This is a genomic window from Dyella ginsengisoli (assembly GCF_044904665.1).
Classification (GTDB): Bacteria; Pseudomonadota; Gammaproteobacteria; order Xanthomonadales; family Rhodanobacteraceae; genus Dyella_A; species Dyella_A ginsengisoli.
In genome coordinates, this window is the sequence record NZ_JADIKM010000002.1 from 612,923 (window position 1) to 635,912 (window position 22,990).

Annotated in this window: 22 protein-coding genes; 3 read left to right on the forward strand and 19 right to left on the reverse strand. The window is 69.9% G+C overall.

Annotation, left to right across the window (positions count from 1 at the left end; all coding sequences use genetic code 11):
* Nucleotides 1-129: 129 nt before the first annotated feature.
* Entirely contained in the window at nt 130-1,803 is a 1,674-nt protein-coding gene (locus tag ISP17_RS09705; RefSeq protein WP_404632522.1) for a diguanylate cyclase, read from the reverse strand.
* A gap of 95 nt (nt 1,804-1,898) precedes the next feature.
* Entirely contained in the window at nt 1,899-3,524 is a 1,626-nt protein-coding gene (locus ISP17_RS09710) for a carboxylesterase/lipase family protein (protein ID WP_404632524.1), read from the reverse strand.
* Between the two features lie 432 nt (nt 3,525-3,956).
* Here ISP17_RS09710 and ISP17_RS09715 point away from each other — a divergent pair, with 432 nt between their 5' ends.
* Nucleotides 3,957-4,346 (forward strand): tautomerase family protein, encoded by a 390-nt coding sequence (locus ISP17_RS09715; protein ID WP_404632526.1) that lies wholly within the window; start codon nt 3,957-3,959, stop codon nt 4,344-4,346.
* A 27-nt stretch (nt 4,347-4,373) separates the two neighbouring features.
* On the opposite strand, the gene ISP17_RS09720 is transcribed toward ISP17_RS09715, so the two are convergent.
* The 3 genes from ISP17_RS09720 to ISP17_RS09730 form a co-directional block, all read right to left on the reverse strand.
* Nucleotides 4,374-5,069 carry an aspartate/glutamate racemase family protein gene (locus ISP17_RS09720; RefSeq protein WP_404632528.1) on the reverse strand — a complete coding sequence of 232 codons (696 nt, stop codon included), beginning with the start codon at nt 5,067-5,069 and terminating at the stop codon, nt 4,374-4,376.
* Nucleotides 5,070-5,099: 30 nt separating this feature from the next.
* Entirely contained in the window at nt 5,100-6,665 is a 1,566-nt protein-coding gene (locus ISP17_RS09725; protein WP_404632530.1) for an MFS transporter, read from the reverse strand.
* A gap of 284 nt (nt 6,666-6,949) precedes the next feature.
* Nucleotides 6,950-7,129 carry a hypothetical protein gene (locus ISP17_RS09730; RefSeq protein WP_404632532.1) on the reverse strand — a complete coding sequence of 60 codons (180 nt, stop codon included), beginning with the start codon at nt 7,127-7,129 and terminating at the stop codon, nt 6,950-6,952.
* A gap of 543 nt (nt 7,130-7,672) precedes the next feature.
* Here ISP17_RS09730 and ISP17_RS09735 point away from each other — a divergent pair.
* Nucleotides 7,673-8,428, forward strand: a complete 756-nt coding sequence (locus ISP17_RS09735; RefSeq protein WP_404632534.1) for a GGDEF domain-containing protein — start codon at nt 7,673-7,675, stop codon at nt 8,426-8,428.
* A gap of 119 nt (nt 8,429-8,547) precedes the next feature.
* On the opposite strand, the gene ISP17_RS09740 is transcribed toward ISP17_RS09735, so the two are convergent.
* The 14 genes from ISP17_RS09740 to ISP17_RS09805 all read right to left on the reverse strand — a co-directional run bounded on the left by ISP17_RS09740 (nt 8,548) and on the right by ISP17_RS09805 (nt 21,829).
* A complete protein-coding gene (locus ISP17_RS09740) occupies nt 8,548-9,012 on the reverse strand; it encodes a hypothetical protein (protein WP_404632536.1) in 465 nt (154 codons plus the stop codon).
* Between the two features lie 196 nt (nt 9,013-9,208).
* Entirely contained in the window at nt 9,209-9,661 is a 453-nt protein-coding gene (locus ISP17_RS09745; RefSeq protein WP_404632538.1) for a hypothetical protein, read from the reverse strand.
* Nucleotides 9,662-9,844: 183 nt separating this feature from the next.
* The gene (locus tag ISP17_RS09750; RefSeq protein ID WP_404632539.1) at nt 9,845-10,354 is read right to left on the reverse strand and encodes a GNAT family N-acetyltransferase; all 510 of its coding nucleotides are present in this window, start codon (nt 10,352-10,354) and stop codon (nt 9,845-9,847) included.
* A gap of 101 nt (nt 10,355-10,455) precedes the next feature.
* Nucleotides 10,456-11,037 carry a hypothetical protein gene (locus ISP17_RS09755; RefSeq protein ID WP_404632541.1) on the reverse strand — a complete coding sequence of 194 codons (582 nt, stop codon included), beginning with the start codon at nt 11,035-11,037 and terminating at the stop codon, nt 10,456-10,458.
* Between the two features lie 131 nt (nt 11,038-11,168).
* Nucleotides 11,169-13,475, reverse strand: coding sequence for a transferrin receptor-like dimerization domain-containing protein (locus ISP17_RS09760; RefSeq protein WP_404632543.1), 2,307 nt, complete (start codon nt 13,473-13,475; stop codon nt 11,169-11,171).
* A gap of 189 nt (nt 13,476-13,664) precedes the next feature.
* On the reverse strand, nt 13,665-14,018 hold the full coding sequence (locus ISP17_RS09765; RefSeq protein WP_404632545.1) for a UBP-type zinc finger domain-containing protein: 354 nt from the start codon (nt 14,016-14,018) through the stop codon (nt 13,665-13,667).
* Between the two features lie 82 nt (nt 14,019-14,100).
* Nucleotides 14,101-15,639, reverse strand: coding sequence for a M28 family peptidase (locus ISP17_RS09770; protein ID WP_404632547.1), 1,539 nt, complete (start codon nt 15,637-15,639; stop codon nt 14,101-14,103).
* Nucleotides 15,640-15,715: 76 nt separating this feature from the next.
* Complete coding sequence (locus ISP17_RS09775; RefSeq protein WP_404632549.1) at nt 15,716-16,474, reverse strand: CPBP family glutamic-type intramembrane protease; 759 nt, start codon at nt 16,472-16,474, stop codon at nt 15,716-15,718.
* A gap of 43 nt (nt 16,475-16,517) precedes the next feature.
* Nucleotides 16,518-16,979 carry a GNAT family N-acetyltransferase gene (locus tag ISP17_RS09780; RefSeq protein WP_404632551.1) on the reverse strand — a complete coding sequence of 154 codons (462 nt, stop codon included), beginning with the start codon at nt 16,977-16,979 and terminating at the stop codon, nt 16,518-16,520.
* 16 nt (nt 16,980-16,995) lie between these two features.
* Nucleotides 16,996-17,448: a hypothetical protein gene (locus ISP17_RS09785; RefSeq protein ID WP_404632553.1), complete on the reverse strand. Its 453-nt coding sequence runs from the start codon at nt 17,446-17,448 to the stop codon at nt 16,996-16,998.
* A 93-nt stretch (nt 17,449-17,541) separates the two neighbouring features.
* Nucleotides 17,542-18,438: a c-type cytochrome gene (locus ISP17_RS09790; protein WP_404632555.1), complete on the reverse strand. Its 897-nt coding sequence runs from the start codon at nt 18,436-18,438 to the stop codon at nt 17,542-17,544.
* Nucleotides 18,439-18,568: 130 nt separating this feature from the next.
* Nucleotides 18,569-19,687, reverse strand: coding sequence for a S41 family peptidase (locus tag ISP17_RS09795; RefSeq protein WP_404632557.1), 1,119 nt, complete (start codon nt 19,685-19,687; stop codon nt 18,569-18,571).
* Nucleotides 19,688-19,776: 89 nt separating this feature from the next.
* A complete protein-coding gene (locus ISP17_RS09800) occupies nt 19,777-20,439 on the reverse strand; it encodes a response regulator (RefSeq protein ID WP_404632559.1) in 663 nt (220 codons plus the stop codon).
* A gap of 1 nt (nt 20,440) precedes the next feature.
* Nucleotides 20,441-21,829, reverse strand: a complete 1,389-nt coding sequence (locus ISP17_RS09805; RefSeq protein ID WP_404632561.1) for an ATP-binding protein — start codon at nt 21,827-21,829, stop codon at nt 20,441-20,443.
* Nucleotides 21,830-22,044: 215 nt separating this feature from the next.
* On the opposite strand from ISP17_RS09805, the gene ISP17_RS09810 reads away from it, so the two are divergent.
* Nucleotides 22,045-22,884, forward strand: coding sequence for a lysophospholipid acyltransferase family protein (locus ISP17_RS09810; RefSeq protein WP_404632563.1), 840 nt, complete (start codon nt 22,045-22,047; stop codon nt 22,882-22,884).
* The last annotated feature ends 106 nt before the right edge of the window (nt 22,885-22,990 follow it).

The following is a 22,990-nucleotide window of genomic DNA, read 5'->3' on the forward strand; positions in this document are numbered from 1 at the left end:
CGCGCATGGTGGCGCGAACGCACGCGCCGGGAAAGCGCCGCGGCGCCTGCGCAACATTCGACTGCCGAAGCGAGCGCGTGGCCGGGCGTCCGGCGGGGCTCGCCGCTGCGAACGATTTTCCGCAGGCGCTCAGCCGCGATCGGCGGCGCGGCGGGCGTAGAGACGGCGATCAGCCTCGGCCAGCCCTTCGTCCAGCGTGATGCCGCCGCCGAAGGTGGCCGAGCCCAGCGTGAAGGCGATCGGCGCCTGGGCGCGACCGGCGTCAAGCCGCCCGAGCACTTCGGCCGTGGTCGCCTCGTCGGCATCGCGCAGCAGCAGCAGGAACTCGTCGCCGCCCAGCCGCACCACTGCATCGCGGTCGCGCAGGTGCCGCCGCAGGAAGCGCGCCATCTCCACCAGCACCTCGTCGCCGCGCTGGTGGCCATAGGTGTCGTTGACCTGCTTGAAATGGTCCAGATCCACCGTGATGCAGCCCCAGCGCAGTTCCGGTTCGGCCTCCAGCTCGTTGAGGTAGCGCCGGTTGAAACAGCCGGTGAGCGGATCGCGCGCCGACAGATCGCGCAGCTGGCGCTCCATCCGGAAGCGCTCGGTGATGTCCTGTGCATGACCGAGGATGTACGGATCGTCCGATTCGTCGTCGAGCACGTTCTGGTATTGCCACATGCGGTGACTGCCGTCCTTGGCGATCAGCTCGAGCACACCGGCATCGGTGCCGACGGTGATGATGCGCAGCAGGTAATCGCGAAACGCCTGCTGCCGCTCCGGCGGCACGAAGTCGGACAGCGGACGGCCCAGCAGCTCGCCCACCGAGTAGCCCAGCGCGCGCGCCGCCGCCGGGTTCACCGACAGCAGCACGCCCTCGTGGTCGTGCGTGCAGATCAGCCCGAGGCTGTACTGGAACAGCTGGCGGAAGCGGCGCTCGCTGGTTTCCAGCGCGGTGATCACGTGGCGGCGGATGCTTATGTCCTGGATCGCGCCGACCAGCCGGTACGGCTGGCCGTCCTCGCCGAAGTCGGCGTTGCCGATGGCACGCACCCAGAGGCGCCGGCCGCCGGCGGTGACCAGCGGCAATTCCAGATCCCAGTCGCCATCGCCGTGCCGCGCGCGCTCGATCACCTCGCGCAAGCGCACCCGCGCCTCCGGCGGATAGAACCCCAGCGCCTCGTCCAGGCTCGGCCGGTAAGCGAGCGGCAGCTCGTGCAGGCGGCAGGTTTCGTCGGTCCAGGTGAGCTCGTTGGTGGTGAGGTCGAGCATCCAGCCGCCCACGCTGGCGAGGCGACCGATGCGATCCATCAACGCCTCGCGCTGCAGCGAGCCCAGGCGCATCTCGAGCGCCTGCGCGGCGGCTGCCGCCAGCGCGCGCAGCACGTCGCGCTGCGCGTCGCAGAGCATCCTCGGCTTGCGATCCACCGCACACAGCGCACCCATGCACAGGCCGTCGCTGAGGATGATCGGCGCACCCACGTAGAAGCGGATGCCGTTCTCGGCGACGACCGCCGGGTTGGCAGCGAAGCGCTCGTCGCGCTGCGCGTCAGGCACTTCGAGCAGATCCTTGCCCAGGATGGCGTGCGCACAGAACGCCTCGTCGCGGGCGTAGCTCGTGCCGGCCGCGATGCCGACGCCGGCCTTGGTCCACTGCCGGTGCGCATCGATCAGGTTCACCGCCGCCATCGGTGCACCAATGGCGATCGCCGCCGCTTCGGCCAGTCCGTCGAACAATGGCTCGGGCACCGTGTCCAGCACCGACATCGTGCGCAGGCGGGCGACGCGCTGCGGCTCGTTATCCGGCAAGGGCACTGGCATGGCAGGCTTCATCCGAGGGGAACGTCGCGATGATTGTCCACGCCAATGCCTGAGCACAACGTGATGCAGGACGCGCGATGCGCCCCGCAGCGAGGTCAGAGCGGGCTGCGATGGCTGGCGAGGAAGTCGCGCAGGAAGGCCTGCCGCGCGGCGCCGTGATCCACCTCGGCGCGGGTGTCGGCATCGATGGTCTGCCGCGTGATCCCCCCGTGCGAATCGCGCACCGGCGGCCACTCCGGCAGGCCAGCCTGGTTGGGGTCACCGCTGCGCACGAACTGCGCGAAGTAATCCTGCATGGTGCGCGACACCGCGCGATCGACCGGCGTCCACGCATACACCGCGTTGCCGTCGAGGTTGCCCAGCGCGTATTCGATCTCGCCGCTGTGCACCGCGCCGGCATCGGGCTGCTCGCCCGGCACGGGATGGCGCTTGGCCGGGCGAGGATGCGCGTAGTAGTAGAAGTACACGTTCTGGCCGCCGGTCGCCCGGTGCAGCTCCATCCAGCGCCAGGTGCTGTGCGCGATGAACAGATCGCCGGCCAGTGCGGTGGCCGAACGCTTCACCTCGTCGGCGGTGGCGCCGGGATACAGCCGCAGCACCTCGGCGGCGCGGTCACCGAACAGCGCATCGAGCGCGGCGCGGTAGTTGGCCGGCGTGGCCGGGCGGTCGTGCAGGATCGCCGGATAGAAGCCCTCCTGCGAGTTGGACCCCAGCAGAAGCGGCACCTTCGCCTGCTCGCCGTGGGCGAAGGTCTCAGCCGGTGCTTCGGTGAGGAACAGGCCGTCGACGTCGGGCGCGAAGTCGAAAGCGGGCCTGGCCTGCGGATCGGTGGCCTGCACCAGCGCCTGCGCCGGCATCGCGCGCAGCGCATCGAGCGAATCGGCATGCAGCTGCGCCATGAAGGCGCTGCCGGTGGCTTCGGCGGCCTTTAGCGGCTGCGGGGCGATCGGCGTGATCAGCGCACCGCTCTCGCCGATCGCCCCGGCGATCAGCTGCTTGCTCAGCGGCGAGGTCATCAGCGCGCTCACCGAGATCGAGCCGGCCGACTCGCCGGCAATGGTGATGCGCGCCGGATCGCCGCCGAAGCGCGCGATGTTGTCGCGCACCCAGCGCAGTGCGGCCGCCTGGTCGAGCAGGCCGTAGTTGCCGCTGGCGTGCTGCGGGGATTCGGCCGTGAGTGCCGGCGCGGCGAGGAATCCGAACACGCCCAGCCGGTAGTTCACGGTGACGGTCACCAGCCCCTTCGATGCCATGCTGGCGCCGTCGTAGCGCGGCTCCGAACCGTCACCCGCCACGAAGCCACCACCGTAGAAATACACCAGCACCGGACGCTTCGCATCAGCCGGCGCGGCCGGAGTCCAGACGTTGAGATAGAGGCAGTCCTCGCTCATCCCGCGCGAGCGAAACACCATGTCGCCGAACAGCGGCAGCTGCATGCAACGCGGGCCGAAAGCGGTGGCCTCACGCGGTTTGCTCCAGCCGGCAACCGGCTGCGGCGGCTTCCAGCGCAGCGGCCCGAGCGGCGCAGCGGCATAGGGAATACCCAGGAACTCCTGCAGCGCTACGCCGCCGACAGTGGCCGTCTTGCCCACCAGCGGGCCGCCGCTCACCGCGACATGCGGCGCACCGTCCTGTGCGATGGCCGGGCCGCAGGCGCCCAGCGCCAGCAGCACAGCGGCAATCCGGCGAGAAAATCGGTGGGGCCGAAAACGTGGGGACATCGCGCAGGCTCCGTGTGGCGGCAGAGCGCCAAGCCTAGTGTGGTGTTGCACGCTTGACGACCCTTTCAGAGCCTTCCTCCCGCGTCGGGGCAAGGCGCAGCCCGCCGCCAAGGGGGCTCCCTTGGCAAGGGCTGCAACGCGGCCCTTGCGCGGGAGGAAGGCTCCCTTCGGGCGAGGCAGGCAGCGGCCATCGGCCGCGGTGCGTCCGCTTGAAAGGGCGCCACCCTTCCGGCGCGAGCACCCCTTGCCCTGACCGCTGCCTGCCTCGCTGAAAGGGTCGCCAAGCGCGCAACACCACACTGGACCAGCCGTCGCGCACCGGCCACGGGGCCGCGCCACACTTTCCTGCGTCGACGAGTCAGATCGGCCGCGCCCACGTGGGCTGAACGCGCCAGTGGGCATCATGCGTGGCTGACCATTCCCGGAGGATTTATGCCCCTGATGCGTTTCGACGTGATGGAAGGCCGCAGCAAGGCCGAGATCACCACCCTGCTCGACGCCGCCCACCGCGCCATGCTCACCGCGTTCAAGGTGCCCGCGCGCGACCGTTACCAGATCGTGCATGAGCATCCGCCGGAGCACTTCATCGTGCAGGACACCGGGCTGGACATTCCACGCACCCACAACGTAGTGGTGGTCACCGTCACCAGCCGGCCGCGCACGCGCGCCATGAAGGAAACCTTCTACGCCGAGCTGTGCCGCGAGCTGAAGGCCAGCTGCGGCATCGAGGCCAGCGACGTGATGGTCTCCATCGTCACCAACACCGATGAGGACTGGAGCTTCGGTCACGGTCGCGGGCAGTTCCTCACCGGCGAGCTTTAGCCCGGCACGATCGACGGCGACACGCGCTCAGCCGTCGGCCAGCGCCGCCTCCACCGCCGCCAGCGCGTGCAGGCGGGTGGTGTCGAACTGCGGCACCGTCGCGTCACCGGCATCCACCAGCAGGCCGATCTCGGTGCAGCCAAGGATGATGCCGCCCGCACCGCGCGCGACGAGGTCGGCCATCACGCGGCGGAACATCGCCCGCGAAGCATTTTCGAACTGGCCAAGACACAGCTCGGCGTAGATCACCCGGTGCACCTCGTCGCGGTCCGCCGGCGGCGGCACCAGCACGTCCAGCCCGTGCGAGGCGAGGCGGTCAACGTAGAACGCCTGCTCCATCGTGAAGCGCGTACCGAGCAGCCCCACGCGGGCGATGCCGGCGGCGCGAATCACCTGCGCGGTGGCGTCGGCCACGTGCAGCAGCGGGATCTCGACCGCCGCCTCGATCGCCGGCGCCACCTTGTGCATGGTGTTGGCGCCGATCAGCAGCAGGTCGGCGCCCGCTGCCTGCAGTCCGCGCGCGGCCTGCGCCAGCTGCGCGCCGGCCGCCTCCCAGTCGCCAGCCCGCTGGCAGGCCTCGATCTCGGCGAAGTCCACGCTGTGCAGCAACAGCTTCGCCGAATGCAACCCACCGAGGCGCTGCTTCACCGCCTCGTTGATCAGGCGGTAGTAGGGAATGGTCGATTCCCAGCTCATGCCGCCGAGCAGTCCGATCGTTTTCATGGCACTCCGAGATGAAGGTGGTTGCGTCAATCAGCGAGGACGCAGCGGCTCGTCGCCAGCGGTGCCCATCGCCGTCTGGATGGCCTCCAGACCCAGCCCGCGCGTCTCGATGCCGGTGCGCGCCAGCATCACCGCGGCAGCTACCATCGGCAGCGCGATCAGCGCCGCGGCCAGCGCCAGGTGCTCGAAGCAGCCCAGCACGCCGAGGCCAGCACCGAGGATGCCGCCGAACTTCGAGCTGGCCGCGATCACCCCCGAGCCGGTGCCGCGCAGGTGCACCGGATAGATCTCGGCGGCGTAGGGAATCAGCATCGCGATCACCCCGCTCACGCTCACCAGCAGCGCCGCGGTGGCCGCCGTGGTGAGCACCGCCGAGCGCAGGTCGAGCAGCGCCATCGCCACGAAAGCCAGCAGCGCGGCTGCCGTCAGCGCGATGAACAGCACCAGCGAGCGCACGCTGCTCCAGCGGTGGTAAAGCCACACCACCACGCCGATGCCGGGCAGCGCAATGAACGCCGAACGCGCCAGCAACGCGCTGGCGCCGGCCGGGTCCACACCCAGCTTCACCAGATTCACCGGCAGCCACAGCAGGAAGCCGAAGTTCACCAGTCCCCAGGCCGTGCCGCACACCACCAGCCCCCAGCTGATCGCCGCATGCCGACCGCGCAGCAGCTGGCGCAAGCCGGCCACCGGATGCTGCTCGTCCAAGATCGGTGCGCCGGGGTGCGTCGCGTCGTCGGCCTCGATCGCGCGGGCGCCGGTGCCGGAAAAACGCAGCAGCACCGCGCGGGCCGCGTCTTCCATGCCCGCGCTGGAGAGAAAGCGCGGCGATTCGGGAATCCAGCGGTTGAGCAGCACGATCAGTGCGCCGGTGGGCAGGCCCAGCAGCCACAGCACGCGCCAGCTGAAAAGTGGCTCCAGCACCGCCGCGGCTCCGGCGGCCAGCAGGTAACCGGCCGAGGTGCCGATGCCGCCCAGCGCCACCAGCAGCCAGCCGCGGTGAGCCGCAGGAATCGCCTCGGCCATCAGGGTGAAGGCGATCGGCAGCAGGCCGCCGGCCGAGGCGCCCATCAGGAAGCACATCACCAGGTTCCAGCCGAATGACGGCATCGCGCCGCAGATCGCCGTACCCATGAACATCAGCGCCGACAGCAGGATCGCCGCGCGCCGCCCGAACACGTCGCCAATGCGCCCCCACACCACCGAACCCACCGTGGTGCCGGTAAGCGCCACCAGCGCCAGGAACGCGGCGCTCTCCTTGCTGATCGCGTACTCGCGCGTCATGCCGGGCATCACGAAGCCGAGGGTGGCCGGCTTCATCACGTCCACCGCCAGCGCCACCACCAGCACCAGCACCAGGGTCCAGTGCTCGCGATTCAGCGGCACGCCGTCGGCGAGATGGAAATACGCGTGGCTGCGTGCCCCGTGCAGCGTACGCCGCACCTGCTCGATTCGCGGCGCCAGTCCGTAGGCGGCCAGCGCCAGCCCCAGCGGGATCAGCGCCATGCCGACAAGCATCGTCGGGCTCATCGGCATGCCGGCCAGCTGGTAGTGCATCGGCGCGCCCATCAGGAACATCGGCACGTGTGCCAGCACCCCAGCCACCAAAAGCGCGCAGCCCGCCCAGAAAGCCCAGGGATGATGAAAAGAGATGCCGTCGGCGCGCATGCCAAAGCCTGGGAAAGAGGAGGCGACAGGCTAGCAGAGGGGCATGTGCACGCGGCGCTCGCGCGGCACAGAAAAAGGCCCCGGACGGGGCCTGCAGGAATGGAACGTCCGGGGCGCAGCGGGCACGACAGGGATACGGACGCGCGCCCCGGACGGGACTGGCCCGAGACACCGCGCGGCGGCCTGTCCCGGGAAGCTTCGAAGTGGCGGACCTACCAGGTCGCCGGCACGTGATCGAGCGACCAGCGCTGCAGCTGCGCATGCAGGTCGGCGATCACCGCCTCGGCCACGAACGCATCGGCATCGCGCAGGCTGCCGAAGCGCATCACCGGCTCGTCGCTGGCCAGGTCGTAGACGACGAAGCCATCCCGGTGGTTGCGCACGTCCAGCATGAAGGCCACTCCAGGCAAGAGAAAAGGCGCCCGGGATTCGGGCGCCAAAAGGCGGGCAATCGGGGGCGGCTGCCCAACCATGAAGACCCCGTCCGTCGGTTCCGCCTGACATTCCGAGTCGGTCACTAGCGCCAGACATCCGGCCGGCTTGGTCCGGACTCGCGGGGTCGGTGCAGCATGCGCTCGCGACGATGGGCCTCCCATCGGCGGTGGACTGACGCCGCTGTAGGCCATTTCTGACGCGTCGGGGCACCCGAGCGATCGCCTTCACATGGCGACGTCATCACGCGCACATGCCGGGCCGCTGCACGGCGTCAGGCGACCGGCCCGCGGCACACCCGGGGGCGCCGCACCGACCCAACGAACACACCGCGCTGGATACCGATCCTGCCGTGTACAAGACCCTGCTCGAATCGACCAGGGCGATCCTGTGGAAGATCGACTGGGCCACCGCCACGTTTTCCTACATCGGCCCGCAGATCGAGCAGCTGCTGGGCCGGGAGCCGTCGAGCTGGAAGACCGTGAAGGACCTGGGCCACGCGCATGCATCCGGACGAGCGCGCCTGGACGGTGGATTTCTGCGTGGCGCAGTCGAAGGCCGGTGTCGACCACGAGGCGGACTATCGCGCGCTCACCAAGGACGGCCGCCACGTGTGGATCCGCGACGTGGTGCGCGATGCGCAGGGCGAGGTGGAGGCGCCGGTCGGCTTCATGTTCGACATCAGCGAGCGCAAGAAGAACGAGCAGCAGCTGCTCGAACTGCAGCGCGAGCTGGAGCGACTGTCATTCAAGGACGGCCTCACCGGCGTGGGCAACCGTCGCCACTTCGAGAGCGTGCTCGAGCGCGAGTGGCGGCAGGCGCTGCACGAGCAGCGGCCGCTTTCGGCGGTGATGATCGATATCGACTACTTCAAGCAGTACAACGACCGCTACGGCCACGTGGAAGGCGACGACTGCCTGCGTCGCGTCGGCAAATTGCTGGATGCGGCGATCTACCGACCGCGCGACTTCCTCGCCCGCTTCGGCGGCGAGGAGTTTGTGCTGGTGCTTCCGGACACCGACGCCAAGACCGCGCAGCGTATCGCCGAACACTGCCATGCACTGATCGCCGCCCAGGCGATCGCCCACGACACATCACCGGTGGCGCCGGTACTCACCGTCAGCATGGGCGTGGGCACCACGGTGCCGGTAGCCGGCGATCAGCCGCTGCGTTCTTCGCCGAGGTCGACCGCTCGCTCTACCTGGCCAAGCAGCGCGGCCGCAACCGCATCGTGGCGATCGACCGCACGGCGTGAGTGAGGCGCTGGTGGATTGTCCAACATCAGCCCGACCCGGCTGCTGGCCGGCAAGCGGGCCAGCAGCCGCTGAGAGACGGACATACGGGGGCCGCCCCGACATCAAGTCGGGCGGCCGCCAACTCAATGCGTCGGCACCTGGGCGGACATCGGCTCAAGATTGAGCCTCTGCCGCTCGTAGTCGATCAGCAGCCGGTTCGCCATGGGATAGTGCTTCGCGGTGAGGGCCTGCTGGATCATCGCCGACACCTCCTTCTCGCTGCGCCCTTCCAGCGGAGGATGATTCAGCATCGCCGAACTGTCCCCACGGTAAGTGGCGGCTACCTGCTTCGCCAGCTCCGGTGACAGCCCGAGCTTCTGCCACTCCTCGGCCAGACTCTTGCGGGCCTGAGGCAGCGAGATCATCCCCTTGTGCCAGTGCTCGTTGTAGCGATCTCCGAAGGTCATCCCTCGGGCGAACGCAGCCTGCTGATTGGCTTGATCCAAAAGCTGCTGGTTGGCCTCGGGCTGAGACATTTTCTGCTGGGCGGCAGCGGCTCCGCTGGACAGCAGCAGGATCATCGCGACAAAACACTTCCAGTGGTTCATGTGTACTCCTCCATGACGAATCGACACGAAACCGGTGCCAAGGCATCGGCAGGACCCGGGGTCCACCTGCAGACTATCACCATGATTTCCACGCCGGGGGCGGGGACGTGCTCAGCGAGTATGTCTGCCCTTCATCCGCGCGCCGGGCTGGCGACCTCGCCCCGCTCCGCGCCTGGCAGGGCTGGGCAGCCCTAGTTCAGTGCTGGGCGGATGCCGGCTCGGCATGAAGCTTTTGCCGCTCATAGTCGATCAGCAACTGGTTGGCCATCCGATAGTTTTTCGAGGCGAGCGCCTGTTGAATCATGGCCGATACCTCCTTGTCGCTGCGCCTCTCCAGCGACGGATGACTCAACATCGCCGAACTGTCCGCACGGTAGGTGGATGCGACGGCGGTTGCCTGCTCAGGGGACAGCCCGAGTTTCTGCCACTCAGCTGCCAGGCTCTTGCGTGCGTCCTTCAGCGAGATCATGCCCTTCTGCAAGTGTTCGTTATAGCGGTCGCCAAACGTATCCGCGCGGGTCATTCCGGCCTGTCGGCTGGCCTGCTCCATCAGTCGTTGGTTGGCGTCGCCTTGCGACATCTGCTGGGCAGCAACACCTCCACTGGCCGCCAACAGGATCATTGCCACGTACCATTTTCGGTTGTTCATGCTCGCTCTCCCCTCCGCAACGAATCAACATGAAGCCATTGCTCTGCGCATCGGCCAGACTCGGGTCCTTTCGCAAATTACCACGACTGCGATCCTGACCTCACTCCAGCGCCACACGCTCGTGATGACGACCGAACGTTCAGTCAACCATTGAGCGCATCCTCCGCCAGCGGAGCGGGCGGGTCAGGGGCGCGACAGCGGCGTATCCGCCGCGATCTCCAGCGCCTGCAGCGACACCTGCTTGCCCGCGCCCAGCGTCTGCGCGCCCACTTCGCGAAAACCCAGGCCGGTGTGGAAGCGCGCCGAGGCCGGATTCGGTGGGGCGATGTCGTACTCGCACACCAGCACCGGCAGCGCGTGATCGAGCGCGTACTGGTAGGCGTCGCGATAGAGCTGCCGCCCGGCGCCCAACCCCTGCGCGGATGCGCTGACCACGATGCGGTCCACGTAGAGGAATCGCGGGTAGCGCGCCGCAAACCAGCGGTAGTTGGGACTGTCGTAATCGGCTGCTTCGCGCAGCGTAAGCAGGAAGGCGAGCACCTCGCCATTGCGCTCGATCACCCGGTGCTGCGCCGCCTGCGCATGCAGGTGCGCCAGGCGCGCTTCGTCCAGTGAACTGAGCACCGCCACGAAGGTGTGGTTGAGCGCGAGGATGGCCGGAAAATCGGCCGGCGTGGCGTCGCGGATGTGCATGCGGATTCGCACCGGGAAGGGAATGGGGACAGCGACGCGGGCGCGCGGCGGCCGGACGATTGTGCCGCAGGCCCCGGCCCCGAGGCGCGTGTGCACTCCCCTCAGCCCAGCGCGATGGCCGAGCCGGAGAACGGCAGCACCACGTCGTGCGGCCGCGTCGCCGTAGGCACGGCCGCGGTCGCGGCGGTGCCGAACTGGGTCACCCCGCGACCGAGGATCTGCGACAGGTCGTGATCGCGCCCGGCCCACGTGAACGGCACGCTCTCGACCAGTCGCGCGGTGAAGGCGTTCAGCGCGATCAGGCCCGGCGCATGCGCCGCGGCCGCGGTGTGGACGGTGGTGCCCAGCACCACGCAGCTGCGGCGGAACGTGGCGATGCGCTCGCCCCGCGCGAACGATTCCGGATGGTCGAAATCGCCGGCCGGCTCACGCTGCAGGTAGACCGAAAAATCGCCCACCGCGTCCATGCCCAGCTGCAGCGCGCCGTTGCTCACCGGCGTCGCGGTGAACGGCTGCGCGGCGAAGGTGAAGTGCGCCGACGCTTCGCCCGGCGTGCCGGTGAACAGCGGTGCGATCGGGCCCAGGTGCAGGAAGTAGCCGTAGTCGGCCATCGCGCCGTCCGGCGCGGCGTAGAAGCGCCCGGTGACGTACCAGGCCAGTTCGGCGGGAAGCAGGGATGCCATGGGCGCTCCGGGTGATCCATCACGAGGGAACACACAGGATACGGAATGCGCGCCAGCCCTGCCCATGGCGTGCCATGCCGTGCCCCGCTCGCGCCGCCTTGCGGCGCAAGCGGGCACGCCCTCCGATTGGTTCAGCGCGCAAGTAGCGCGGTGAGCCGGTCGAGCCTGGCGCGGTAGCCGTCGAGCACGCTGGCGGTGATCTTGGCGTAGCGGTCGGCCTCGGCCCAGCGCCGTCCCTCGATCGCCTCACGCACGCCGGGCACGGTCTTCACGCCGTAGCCGGTGAGCATGCCCGGCGCGTAGATCATGTGCTGGAACCACGGGCGTCCGGGCAGGCCGTCGTGGCGGGTCAGCGCCTGCTCCATGCGGGCGATCTGCGTATCGAGCTCGTGCCGCTGCGCTGCGGGCATCGCGAAGCCGCCGGCGGCGCGGCGCGCGTATGCCGCATCGAAGGCCTGCGCGCTCTGCTTGAGGCGTTTGGCGGCCAGGTCGAGCGGTGCCAGCTGGATCGCCGGCATGTCCGAATCGCGCGCCGGCGGTTGCACCGGGCGGGTCGGATCGCTGCCCAACTGGTAGGCATGGCTGTCGAGCAGCTGGTGCTGCGCGAGCGTGGCCTTTCGGGTGCTGTCGACCAGCGCGTGCAGCTCGCCCACGTAACGATCCAGCGTGCGGCTGAAGTCACCGAAGCGCAGCGGCAGCACGTTGGCATCGGCCGCGCGCAGCACGATGTGTCCGGCCACTTTCGACAGCGCCACGCCGTAGGCGAAGTCCGGATCGCCGAAGCGCACGTAGTGATCGAACGAGTCGTAGCGCGAGTGGTAGATGCCGGCGTCGTCATCCTCGCCGCCGAAACCCAAGTTGAGCGAGGCGATACCCAGGTGCTCGAGGAAGGCGCTGTAGTCCGAGCCCGAGCCCAGCGCGCCGATCGGCAGGTCGCCACCGGCGGCGGCCAGCTTGGCATCGGCCTTCGCTTCAGGCTTGGCCCGCGGATCGGCGCCATCGAGCTGTATGCGCGCGCGCAGGCGCTGGCCGACGCTGGCCTGGGTTTCCGGATCGGTCACGCCGTCGATCACCTGGTTGACCAGATGCTGCAGCGAGTGGCTGCCCTCGGCGCCCAGGAAACCGCGGCCGTTGGTGTCGGTGTTGACGTACATCACCGCCTTGGCCTGCAGCTCCTGCGCGTGCGTCTCGGCCCACTCGGTGGAACCGATCAGGCCCGGCTCCTCGCCGTCCCAGCTGGCGTACACCAGCGTGCGCTGCGGCCGCCAGCCCTGCTTCACCAGCGCGCCGATCGCCTTGGCCTCGGCCATCAGCGCCACGTTGCCGGCCAGCGGGTCCCACGCGCCGAACACCCAGGCATCGTGGTGGTTGCCGCGCACAATCCACTGGTCCGACTCGCTCGCGCCCTGCATCACGGCGATCACGTCGTACACCGGCTGCTGCGTCCAGTTCGACTTCACCGTGAGATGCGCCTTCGCCGTGCTCGGGCCCAAGTGATAGGTGAGGCCCAGCCCGCCGCGCCACGCGCCGGGCGCCACCGGCCCGCCCAGCGCGCGCAGCAGCGGGGTGGCGTCGGCGTAGGAAATCGGCAGCACCGGAATTTTCAGGATGGTCGCCGCGTCGGCGATCGCCAGCCGCTTGGCGTCAGGCGTCGAGCCCACGCCCGGCGTGAGGGGGTCACCGGGATAGAGCTGCATGTCCTGCACCGAGCCGCGCTGCACGCCGTCGACCGGCCGCCAGCCGCCTTGCGGATAGGCATCACCCTGCCCGTAGCCGTCATCGTGCGGATCGGAATAGATCAGGCAGCCGACCGCGCCATGCTGTTGCGCCAGCTTGGGCTTGAGTCCGCGCCAGCCGCCGCCGTAGCGGGTGAGCACGATCTTGCCGCGCACGTCGATGCCGCGGCGGGCCAGGTCCTTGTAGTCGTCGGGCATGCCGTAGTTGGCGTAGACCACCTCAGCGGTCACGTCGCCGTCGCCGCCGTAGACGTTGTACGGCGGCAGCGCGCCGTCGCGGATGTCCGAGGTGGCGTCGCCGGCCACTGCCGGCTCACTCAGCTTTGCGGTGTACGGCTGCGGACCGAGCAGTTCCAGCGCCACCGTCTTGGGCGTGGGGTAAAGCACGTTGAAGGTCTCGATGTGCGCATCCCAGCCCCACGCGCGGAACTGCGCCAGCATGAACTCGGCGTTGGCCTTGTCGTGCGGCGCGCCCACCTGGTTGGGAGCGGCGGACATCTGCTTGAGCCAGGCGCGCTGGTCGGCCGGATCGAGCAGGGCGTCGAAGCGCTGCTCCAGCTGCTGCTGCTCACTCGCCGCGTCGCTGCTGAAGCCGAGCATGGCGTCCGGCGTTGGCTTGCCGCCCTCGGCCGCCAGCGCCGGACCGAACGTGGCCATCAATGCAGCGCTGAGCAGCAGCGGCCGCCAGGTGATTCGCATCATCGGAACACTCCCCCTTGGATGAATCGTCGCGCCCAGCCGATGTGGCCTGCGCGGTTTGCCGGATCACGGCAACCGCTCGGTTATACACGCCGGCGGGCCGAACTCAACACGCACGGACGCGGACGGTGACTGCGCACGATCGTGCGGCACGCCGCGCGTCGCCGGCCGCCCGCCGATCGCCTCGCACAATCAACCGTTGAGCCGGGATTCCCAGTCTTCCGGCACCTGCCCGGCCGGACCCGGCACCGGCTGCTCGCGCGGATGGGCGCGCGGCGGTGCCAGCCGCGGACCGTCGACGAAGCCGTCGGTGCGGTAGTCGTAGAACCAGTCCTCGCCGGGCTCGAAGCTGGCGATCACCGGATGGCCGGTGGCGTGGTAGTGCGCGGTGGCGTGCTGGTGGGGCGAGGTATCGCAGCAGCCGATGTGCCCGCACAGCGCGCAGCGGCGCAGGTGCAGCCACCATTGTCCGCTGGCCAGGCATTCGGCGCAGCCGGTGCCGCTGGGCGGCACGGCCGGATCGATCACATCGTGCTCGGTGCTCATGGGCCACGCTCCGCATGCTGATGATTCGATGAGTGCGGCGATGCTCGCACGAGCCGCCCGCCCTGCGCCGGTATCGCCGTGCTCAAGGATGCGGCGCCAGCGCGCTGCCCGGCTTCCACTGCGGCGCCGCCTCGGCGTCGGCGACGGTGCCGACCAAGTCGTAGAAGAACCGGTTGAACGCGCCCGCGGCGGTCCAGTCCATCGGCTGGGTCAGGTCGTCCTGCGGGCGGTGGTACTGCACCTCGTACCAGTGGCGATAGCGCTTTTCCGCATCGCTGCCCGGCGCGTAGCCGAACACGAAACCCGTCGCCGGAATACCCGCCTGCACGAACGGCCAGTGATCGGCGCGACGCAGCAGGTTGCGCTCGGGTTCGGGATCGAGCTGCACGCGGATGTCGTGGCGCGTGGCAACGGCGCGCACCGCGTCGCCCAGCGTGCTGTCGTCGAGCGCGTGCACGGTGAGCCGGGTGAGCGGGAAGATCGGGCGGATCTGGTCGAGGTTGATGTCCGCCACGATCTGCTCTTTCGGCAGCGGCGGATGCGCCACGAACCAGCGGCTGCCGAACAGGCCCTTCTCCTCGCCAGTGAGCGCCGCGAACAGCACCGGACGACGGTAACCGTTGCCGTGCCGCAGCGTGGCCAGATGCTCCAGCAGCGCCACGTAGGCCGCATCGTCCAGCGTGCCGTTGTAGAGGTTGTCGCCAGCCACCGGCTCGCCGTGGCCGTAGCCGTCCAGATGCGCCGAGAGCACCAGCGTCTGCGCGCGCAGCACGGGATCGGTGCCGGGCAGCACGCCGAGCACGTTGGCCGAGGTCACCACCTTTTTCTGCAGGTTCAACCGCGCCTGAAAATGCCCCGGCACCTCGAAGCGCGGCAGCGGCTTGCCGGCGCTGCCCAGCGCGAGCAGCTGCGCGGCATCGCGGCCGGAGCCTGCGATCACCGCGGCCAGCACATCGGCGTTGAGGGTGGCGACCAGCAGGCGATCCTCCGGCGAGGCGGGCGCATCGAGCAGGGTCATGCTGCGGGCGTAGGCCACCGGCCAGCGCATCGGTTCCACGGTGAAACCCGGATCGGCGATGGTGAGGATGCCCGCCGCACCGGCCGCCTCCACAGCGTGTGTGCGCTCGGCGCCTGTGGTGAGCCCGGCGCGGCGCCAGCCGTAGCAGAGCACGATCTTTCCGCGCACGTCACCCAGCGTCCCCGGCGCGCAGTAGCCGCCGAACACCACGGCCGCGTCGAGCTGCGTGGGCATGCCCGATGAGGGCCAGATCGCCAGGTCGTAGAGCAGTCGCAGCGGCTTGTCGCCCACCGCGATGCGCGTGCCCGGCACGGTCACGCGCAGGTCGTTGAGGCGAAAGGTCTGGAACCACGTGCCGTGGTCGCCGGCCGGCTGCAGTCCCGCCGCTTCGAATCGCTTGGCCACGAGCCGGGCCGCGCGGTCGTAACCAGGCGAGCCGGTGTCGCGCCCTTCCATCGCGTCGCTCGACAGCGCCTCGGTCGCCTGCCACCACGCGCGCGTGTCGGGGTCCGATATCTCCTTCAGCCGCGAAGGCGTTGCGCTGCCCGCATGCACCGGCAGAGCCGCCAGCACCAGGGTGGAAAGCAGCAGGGCCAGCTTCATCGATCTCTCCGCAATCGGGCAACGACAAGCCTTGCAGCATAGGCCAGCGTCGCCCGGCGGCGCAGGTCGACCTTGGTCACATGCCGGCAGTGCGACTGCTGCGTTGCCGCCGCGCCCAGACCAGCAGCGCGATCGCCAGCGCGGCACTGAACAGGCGCACGCCGATCGTCCACGCACCACCGGCCGCGTCGTCGGCCACCGCGAACACGCTCCACGAGGCGTTGAGCGAGACGTGGAACACGAGCCCGCTCCAGATCGTGTCGCCATCAAGCGCGTCGAGCACGCCCATCACCAGGCCGCCCAGCCCGGTGATGGCGAACACGGTGAGCGCCTCGCCCGAGCCGAACCCCATGCTCCACCAGTGGATGAAGCCGAACGCGAGCGCCTGCAGGCCCAGCGCCAGCCACCGCGGCCAGCACAGCGTGCGATGCACGAACACGTAGCCGAAGCCGCGATACAGCACCTCCTCGGCGAACGGAAACGCCAGCGCCAGCCAGAACAGCGGCAGCAGCGCGAGATCGCTCGCCAGCGTGCCCTGCCACGCCAGCAGCAGCCAGGTGGGCAAGGTCGCCAGCAGCACCAGCAGCGGCCCGCGCGCGCCGTGCCAACCCAGCCCCAGCCGTCGATGCAGCGCCCCACCGCCGCGCCCCAGCGCCCCCGCCGCCAGCACGGCGGCCAGCACCGCGAGCAGGTTGTCCATCGCCGCGCCGCCGAAGGCAAAGGGAAAGCCGGGAATCGGCGTCCCGGCCCGCTCGGCCAGGTCGCGGATATCCAGCGCGAACACCAGCACCAGCAAGGCCACCAGGCTCGCGAGCATCGTCTGCGTCCTGCTCATCGCGATCGTCCCTCCATGGCGTTTCGTCAGCGGACGCCGCCGCTCACAGATCGTGCGCGTAGACGATAAATCCGGCATGGCGGGCGAGCCGGTCGTACAGCGCGCGCGCCGTGGCATTGCCGGCCTGGGTCTGCCAGTACACCCGGCGCACGCCGGCGGCACGGGCGTGTGCGTAGACGTGCTCGATCAACGCGCGCGCGATGCCCCGCCCGCGCGCCGCTTCGGCGGTGAACAGATCCTGCAGGTAGCAGACCGGCTCGATCCGCGTCGTGCTGCGGTGATGGAGGAAATGCACCAGACCGCACAGCGCGCCGTCGACCTCCGCCACGCAGGCGAACATCGACTCGGCGGGATCGAGAAAGCGCTGCCAGCTGACGCGGGTGATCGCCGGGTCGAGGGCGCTGGCGCCGTGCCTGCCGTAGAAAGCGTTGTAGCCCTCCCACAGCACCAGCCACGGGGCAAAGTCGGCGTCGGTGACCGGGCGGATGCGTAGCGGTGTCGTCATGGCGTTCGCCGGCCTCTCACAGCGGCTGGATCTGCGCCGCGTCGCTCACCACCACGTGGGTCTGGTAGTAGTACTTGCCGCTGGGGCGACCATCGGCAATGAAGTCGATGCGCACCCGCCGCGCCCAACCGGCGACGAGGATGCGCCGTCCCCGCAGCTCCCGCTCCGGCTCGCCGTGCAGTCGCTCGGCCAGGGTCTTGGCGGCCGCGGGCAGCACCACCACGGTGAGGTTGCGCGGGTCGCGGTAGTCGCGCTCGGAGTTGAGGTACAGCGGACCGGGCCGTGCCGCGCTCTGCACGGTGAGCGCGAACACGCCCGAGACGCCGCGCGGCGCCGCCGCCGCGGCGAGCTGCACGGCCTGCGAGGGATCGATCCAGCGCGCGTCGGGCGTGATGCGCGGGTCCGTCGCGCAGCCGGCGAGCGGGGCAAGCAGGGCGGCGAGCAGCCATCCGTGGCGTCGAAGCGACATCGCGTGTGTCCTTGTGGCGAGTGATTCGCGGATGATGCCAGAGCCATCGGGCAACACCATGTCCGCGATCGGCGCGCCGCATGGCATCGCGCCTCAGCGACCGCCGCGCTCCCTCGCCGGCACGCTCTGGAAATACGCGTACAGCGCGCCGATCTCCTCGTCGCTGAGGTGGCGGGTTTCGCGCACGGGCATGAAGTCGGTCTTCAACGGGCGGCCGTCCTTCGACACGCCCTCGCGCAGCGCACGGCGCAGGTCGGCCTCGGTCCACCCGGCAAGGCCGCTGGCATGCGGCGTGAGGTTGGCCGCATCGGGCCAGCTCGGCGGCGTACCGGGGATGTGTCCGCCCGACAGCCCTGCACCGTGGCAACCCTTGCACGCCGCAGCGAGGTAGGCACCGTAGGCAGCCGTGGCACCGGGCGTCGGCTGCGCGGGCCGGGCCTGGTGATCGACCACCTCCGCCGGTAGCAGGGGAACCTTGCCCGCCAGGAACAGCGCGCGGCCGAGCGGGCCAACCATGTTCGGCGGCGGCACGCGATCCACCGCCCGCACGCTGTGCAGGTAGGCGAGCAGGTTGCCCATGTCGCCCTCGCTCAGCGTGCTGAACTCCTGCGAAGGCATGAACAGCAGCGAGCGCCCGTTCGGCCCCACGCCGTGGCGGATCGCGCGCACCAGCTCCACGTCGCTGCGCGCGATCCCACCCTTGCCGCGGGTGAGGTTGGGGCCGGACAGCCGCGCCATCACTGGACTGTCGATGAAGGTGGCGCTGCCCAGGTCCGGCCCGTGGCAACCTTTGCAGCCGCGGATCGTGGCCAGGTGCTCGCCGCGCGCCACGGCCGCCGCATCGGTCGGCACGGCGGGCACGCTCACCTGCACGTCCCACTCGCGGCGCATGCGCCGCTCGCTCATCGCATACACCGTGACCAACGCCGCCACGGTCAGCAACACCAGGCCGGCCGCGAGGCGGCCGAACCACTTCATCGTCGTACGCATGGCCTTTCCCCGGGCACCCGTCGTGGCGCAGGAGATTACGCCTAGTACGCGCGCGCTCCATGTGCCGGTGGTGCGGGTGACCTCTGGCCCAGCGCCGCCGCCGCGGCCGGCGCCGGCCGGTGCCGGCAGCTCACTCCAGGTCGTGCACGCGCTGCTGCACGCGGCGCTTCCAGTCCGGGTCCTGTTCGCGCGCCACGATGTCGCGCAGCGCCAGCAACTGCGCCGTATCCGACGCCTTGCCGGCGGAGGTCGGCACGTCGGGCACCACGCCCACGCCTTCCCAGTCGGTGTGGGTCACCGGACTGACCGGGCGCCCGGAGGGCACGAACATCATGAAGTGCGCATCCAGCCGCTGCGGGCTGCCCGCGTGCGCGCCACCGCCGGTGGTTTCGCCGACCAGGATCGCGCGGTGCGCGTTCTTCAGTGCATAGGCGAGGTCTTCACAGCCGGAGAAGGTGTCACCGCTGGTGAGAAGGTACACCGCACGGCGCTGGCCGTAGCGCGGGCCGGGCACGGTCGCGCTGGTCCAGCGCACCTCGGTGCGGTTCTCGTCGCGCCAGTAGACGTCGTTGAGATGGGTGGGCTGGTCGAACAGGTAGCTGGCGAAGTGCATCACGGTGTCCGGATCGCCGCCCGTGCAGTGGCGCAGGTCGATCACCAGTGCCTGGGTGTCACGCAGCAAGCCGAACGCGTCGGCCATGCGCAGGTCAGCGCCGTCGGGGCGGCCGAGCTGGTGCAGGTCGATGTAGCCGAGGTTGCCCTGCAGCCGCTTCACTTCCGCCAACCCGAAGTTGAAGCGCAACTGCTCGACGTGCTCGTGCGCCTGTTCCGCCGCGGGTGGAGTTTGCCCCGGCACCTCGGCCGGCACCGCCTGCTCGACGTAGCGCACTTCCAGGTGGCCGTCGTGGCTGGCCTCGCGCAGCACGGTGGTCAGCCGATCGGCGAAATCCTCGGCGCTGTCGATGCGGTCGAAGTCGCCTTGCTGCAGCTTGCCCAGCAGCAGCGCGTGCATCCGTGCGGCCTGGTCGGGAAACACGTAGGCGCGGTCGAGCTGCGCCACCGCTGCGTGGATCACCTCGGCGCGCACGGCGGCGTCGATCGCCATGTCGCGCTGCGGCGGGCCGTCGTCGTGCCCGCGGCCGTGGCCGATCGCCACGAAGGCCGCCGCGCCGAGTCCAGCCATCAGCACGCCGGCCGCGATCGCCTTGCGGCGCCAGCGGCGCGGTGCGCGCGTAAGTTGCTTGTCCATCGTCATCGCTCCTCGCTTGAAGGGAAGTCGCCGCATCCGGCGATCACCAGCGTGGAGCGCAAATGTGGAGAGATCGTGGGCGGGGCCGCTCAGGGCTCGACGCGATAGCCCAGCCCGTACACCGACTGGATCAGTTCCTCGCCGGGCAGGCTCGCGGCCAGCTTCCGGCGCAGGTTCTTGATGTGGCTGTCGATGGCGCGGTCGCTGACGTCGAGGTTTTCGCCCGCTGCCGCATCCAGCAGCTGGGCGCGGGAAAAGATCACCCCGGGCCGGCGCGCCATCGTCGCCAGCAGGTTGTACTCGGTGGCGGTGAGTACCAGGGCCTGACCCGCCACGCGCACGGTACGGCTGGCGTCGTCGACGGCGAGGCGCGGCGCCTCGACCCGCTGGCCGTGTACGCGACGCAGCACGGCAGCGATTCGCGCGATCAGCTCGCGCGGGCTGTACGGCTTGCACAGGTAATCGTCGGCACCGGCTTCCAGCCCGAGCAGGCGGTCGATCTCCTCCACCTTCGCGGTGGTCATGATGATCGGCACCTGGGAAAAATCCCGTACCGCGCGGCATACCGACAACCCGTCCAGTCCGGGCAGCATCAGATCGAGCACGATCAGCCCGGGCGGCGACGCGCGCACCTGCGCCAGCGCCTGGGCGCCGTCGGCGAAGCACCGCGGCTCATGGCCGGCGGCGAGGAGGTAGTCCATCACGATGGCCGAAAGATCGGCTTCGTCCTCGACCAGAACAACGGCTGCCATGTCAGGACTCCCGCGGCAGGATGACCGTGGCCCGCACGCCGCCCAGCGGGGCATGGCTGAAGGTCAATTCGCCGCCCTGCAGCTCCATCAGCTTGCGGCTCAATGCCAGCCCGAGGCCGGCACCCCCGTCCTCTCGACGGCGCGACGCATCGGGGCGAAAGAAGCGCTCGCCGAGCCGACCCAACGTCTCGTCGGACACACCCGGGGCGCTGTCGTCGAGCACGATGCGACAGTGGTCATCCGACAGCTCCACGGACAGGCTGACGCGCCCGCCGGCTGCGGTGTGGCGCACGCTGTTCTCCATCAGGTTGGTCAGCACCTGGTGCAGCCGCTGCGCGTCGGCGCGCACGATCGCGTTGGCGGGCAGCGGCTCCGTCGTCCTCGTCAGCCCGGCCGCCTCGAAGCGGGGTGCAAAGCCGTCCCAGAGCGCGGCGACCATGGCCGCGGCATCGACCCCCGCCAGCTGGATCACCAGTGCGCCGGCATCACCGAGCGCGAGGGTCTGCAGGTCGTCGACCAGTCGTCCCAGCCCTGAGAGATGCCGACCCAGCAGCGCCAGGTTATCCGCCGTAGCCGGCCGCACGCCGTCCTGCATCGCCTCCACCTGCGCGCGCATCACCGCCAGCGGCGTGCGCAATTCGTGCGAGGTATCGGCCACCCACTGTCGACGCGCGCCCTCGGCCCGCTGCAGCCGTTCCGCCAGCGTGTTGAATGCACGTGCCAGATCGCCCAGCTCATCGCGTCGACCGGCATCGACGCGCATGTCGAACCGCCCCTCGCCCCATGCGTTCGCGCCGCGCACCAGCGCGTGCACGGGCCTGCGCATGCGTTGCGCCAGCAGCAGCGAGGTCAGCGTGGCCAGCAGCAAGGCGAATCCCGCCAGCGCGGCGAGCCGCCCCTGCTGACGGATCAGGAACGCCACCGCGAGCGCATCGTCGGCATTGCGCGGACGCGCCACCACCAGCGTGCCGACCGTGCGGCCATCGACCACGATGGCGCGACTGATGCTGTCGATCGACACCAGCGCGACCAGCAGCGGGCTCGCGCCATAGCCGGCAATCAGCCGTCCATTCGCATCGACCAGCCCGGCGCGATCGGCCAGCATCCACGATGATCCGGCCGCATCGCGGGTCGCATCGTCCACCGCCGCCTGCCACATCGCGCGGCGCTCGGTCGGTGCCGCGCGAAGGATGGCCCACGGGGCGGCATCGGGATACTCGCCGGCCAGGCGTTGCGCGAACAGGCCCATCTGCCGGCGCTCGGCCGCCGCGTCGTAGCCGGAGGGTGGTCCCGAAAAACTCCAGCGCACCAAGGCCAGCCCGCCAAGGCCGACCAGGATCATGGCCTCCAGCGCCAGCGCGAACAGACGCACGCCGATCGGTAACCTCACGCCGCGCTCCCTCGGACGAAAGCGCGCACGCTAGGGCACCCGCGACCCGCCGGCAAGCCAGTGCCGAGGGTCGGAGGCGGAAGCGTCGCGCGGGATCGTTCCAGCGCGGAACCTTTCGCGAGGAGCCGACGTCGGGCAAGCAGGGCCCCCTGCCGTGCATACTGCTGGCGATCCGTCGCCTGCATCCGGCGCCCCTCGTCGCTGCTACCCAGGACATGACCATCCCGCCCGCTGCAAAACACTCCGTCCTCGGTCCGCTGTGCGTCGCCGCCCGCTTGAGCGCCATCGTGCTGGCCAGCCTCGCGCTGATGCCGCTGCAGTGGCTGTTCATGCGCGTGCACCGCGGCCGCGCCGCGTTCGTGCTGCCGCGCTGGTGGTTTGCCTGCCTGCGCCGGGCGCTGTCGATCAGGGTGATCCTGGAAGGTACCCCGCGAGACACCGGCGGCACGTTGTTCGTGGGCAACCACGTCTCGCACTTCGACATCGTGGTGCTGGGCAGCCTGCTGCGCGCGCGCTTCATCGCCAAGAACGACATGGAGCGCTGGCCCGGCATGCGGCCGGTCGGCGAGCTGGCGCAGACGCTCTACATCAGCCGGCGCCGCACCGATGCGGCCACCGTGGCCGCGTCAGTAGCCGCGCAGATGCGCGACGACCACGACCTCGTGCTGTTCGCCGAAGGCACCACGTCGTCGGGCGAACGCGTGGCGCCGTTCAAGTCCAGCCTGTTCTCGCTATTCATGGGCGAGCGGGCCGCCGGCGACGCCTGGACGCTGCAGCCGTTCACGCTGGAGATCCAGTCCGTCGATGGATGCCCCGTGTCGGCAGGTGGCGACCGCGACGGCTACGCCTTTCACGGCGAGATGGACGCCGGCGAGCACGTGCGTCGCTTCCTGCGCTCGTCGGGCGCGGTGGTGCGGGTGACGTTCCATGCGCCGATGGCGATACCCGCCGACATCGACCGCAAGACCCTGGCGATGCAACTGCATCGCACGGTGGCATCGGGACTGGCCGGCAGCCCCGCCCTTGCCGGCACGGCGGAGCGTGCTGGCGCCTGAGGCGTACCATCGCGGGGCGGCAAATCTCTCGTCTTATTAGTGGCCTTCGCCGTGTGCCAGGACTCCGCAGCGCGGCGGGCTCATCGGCGTAGAGCATGACCCACCT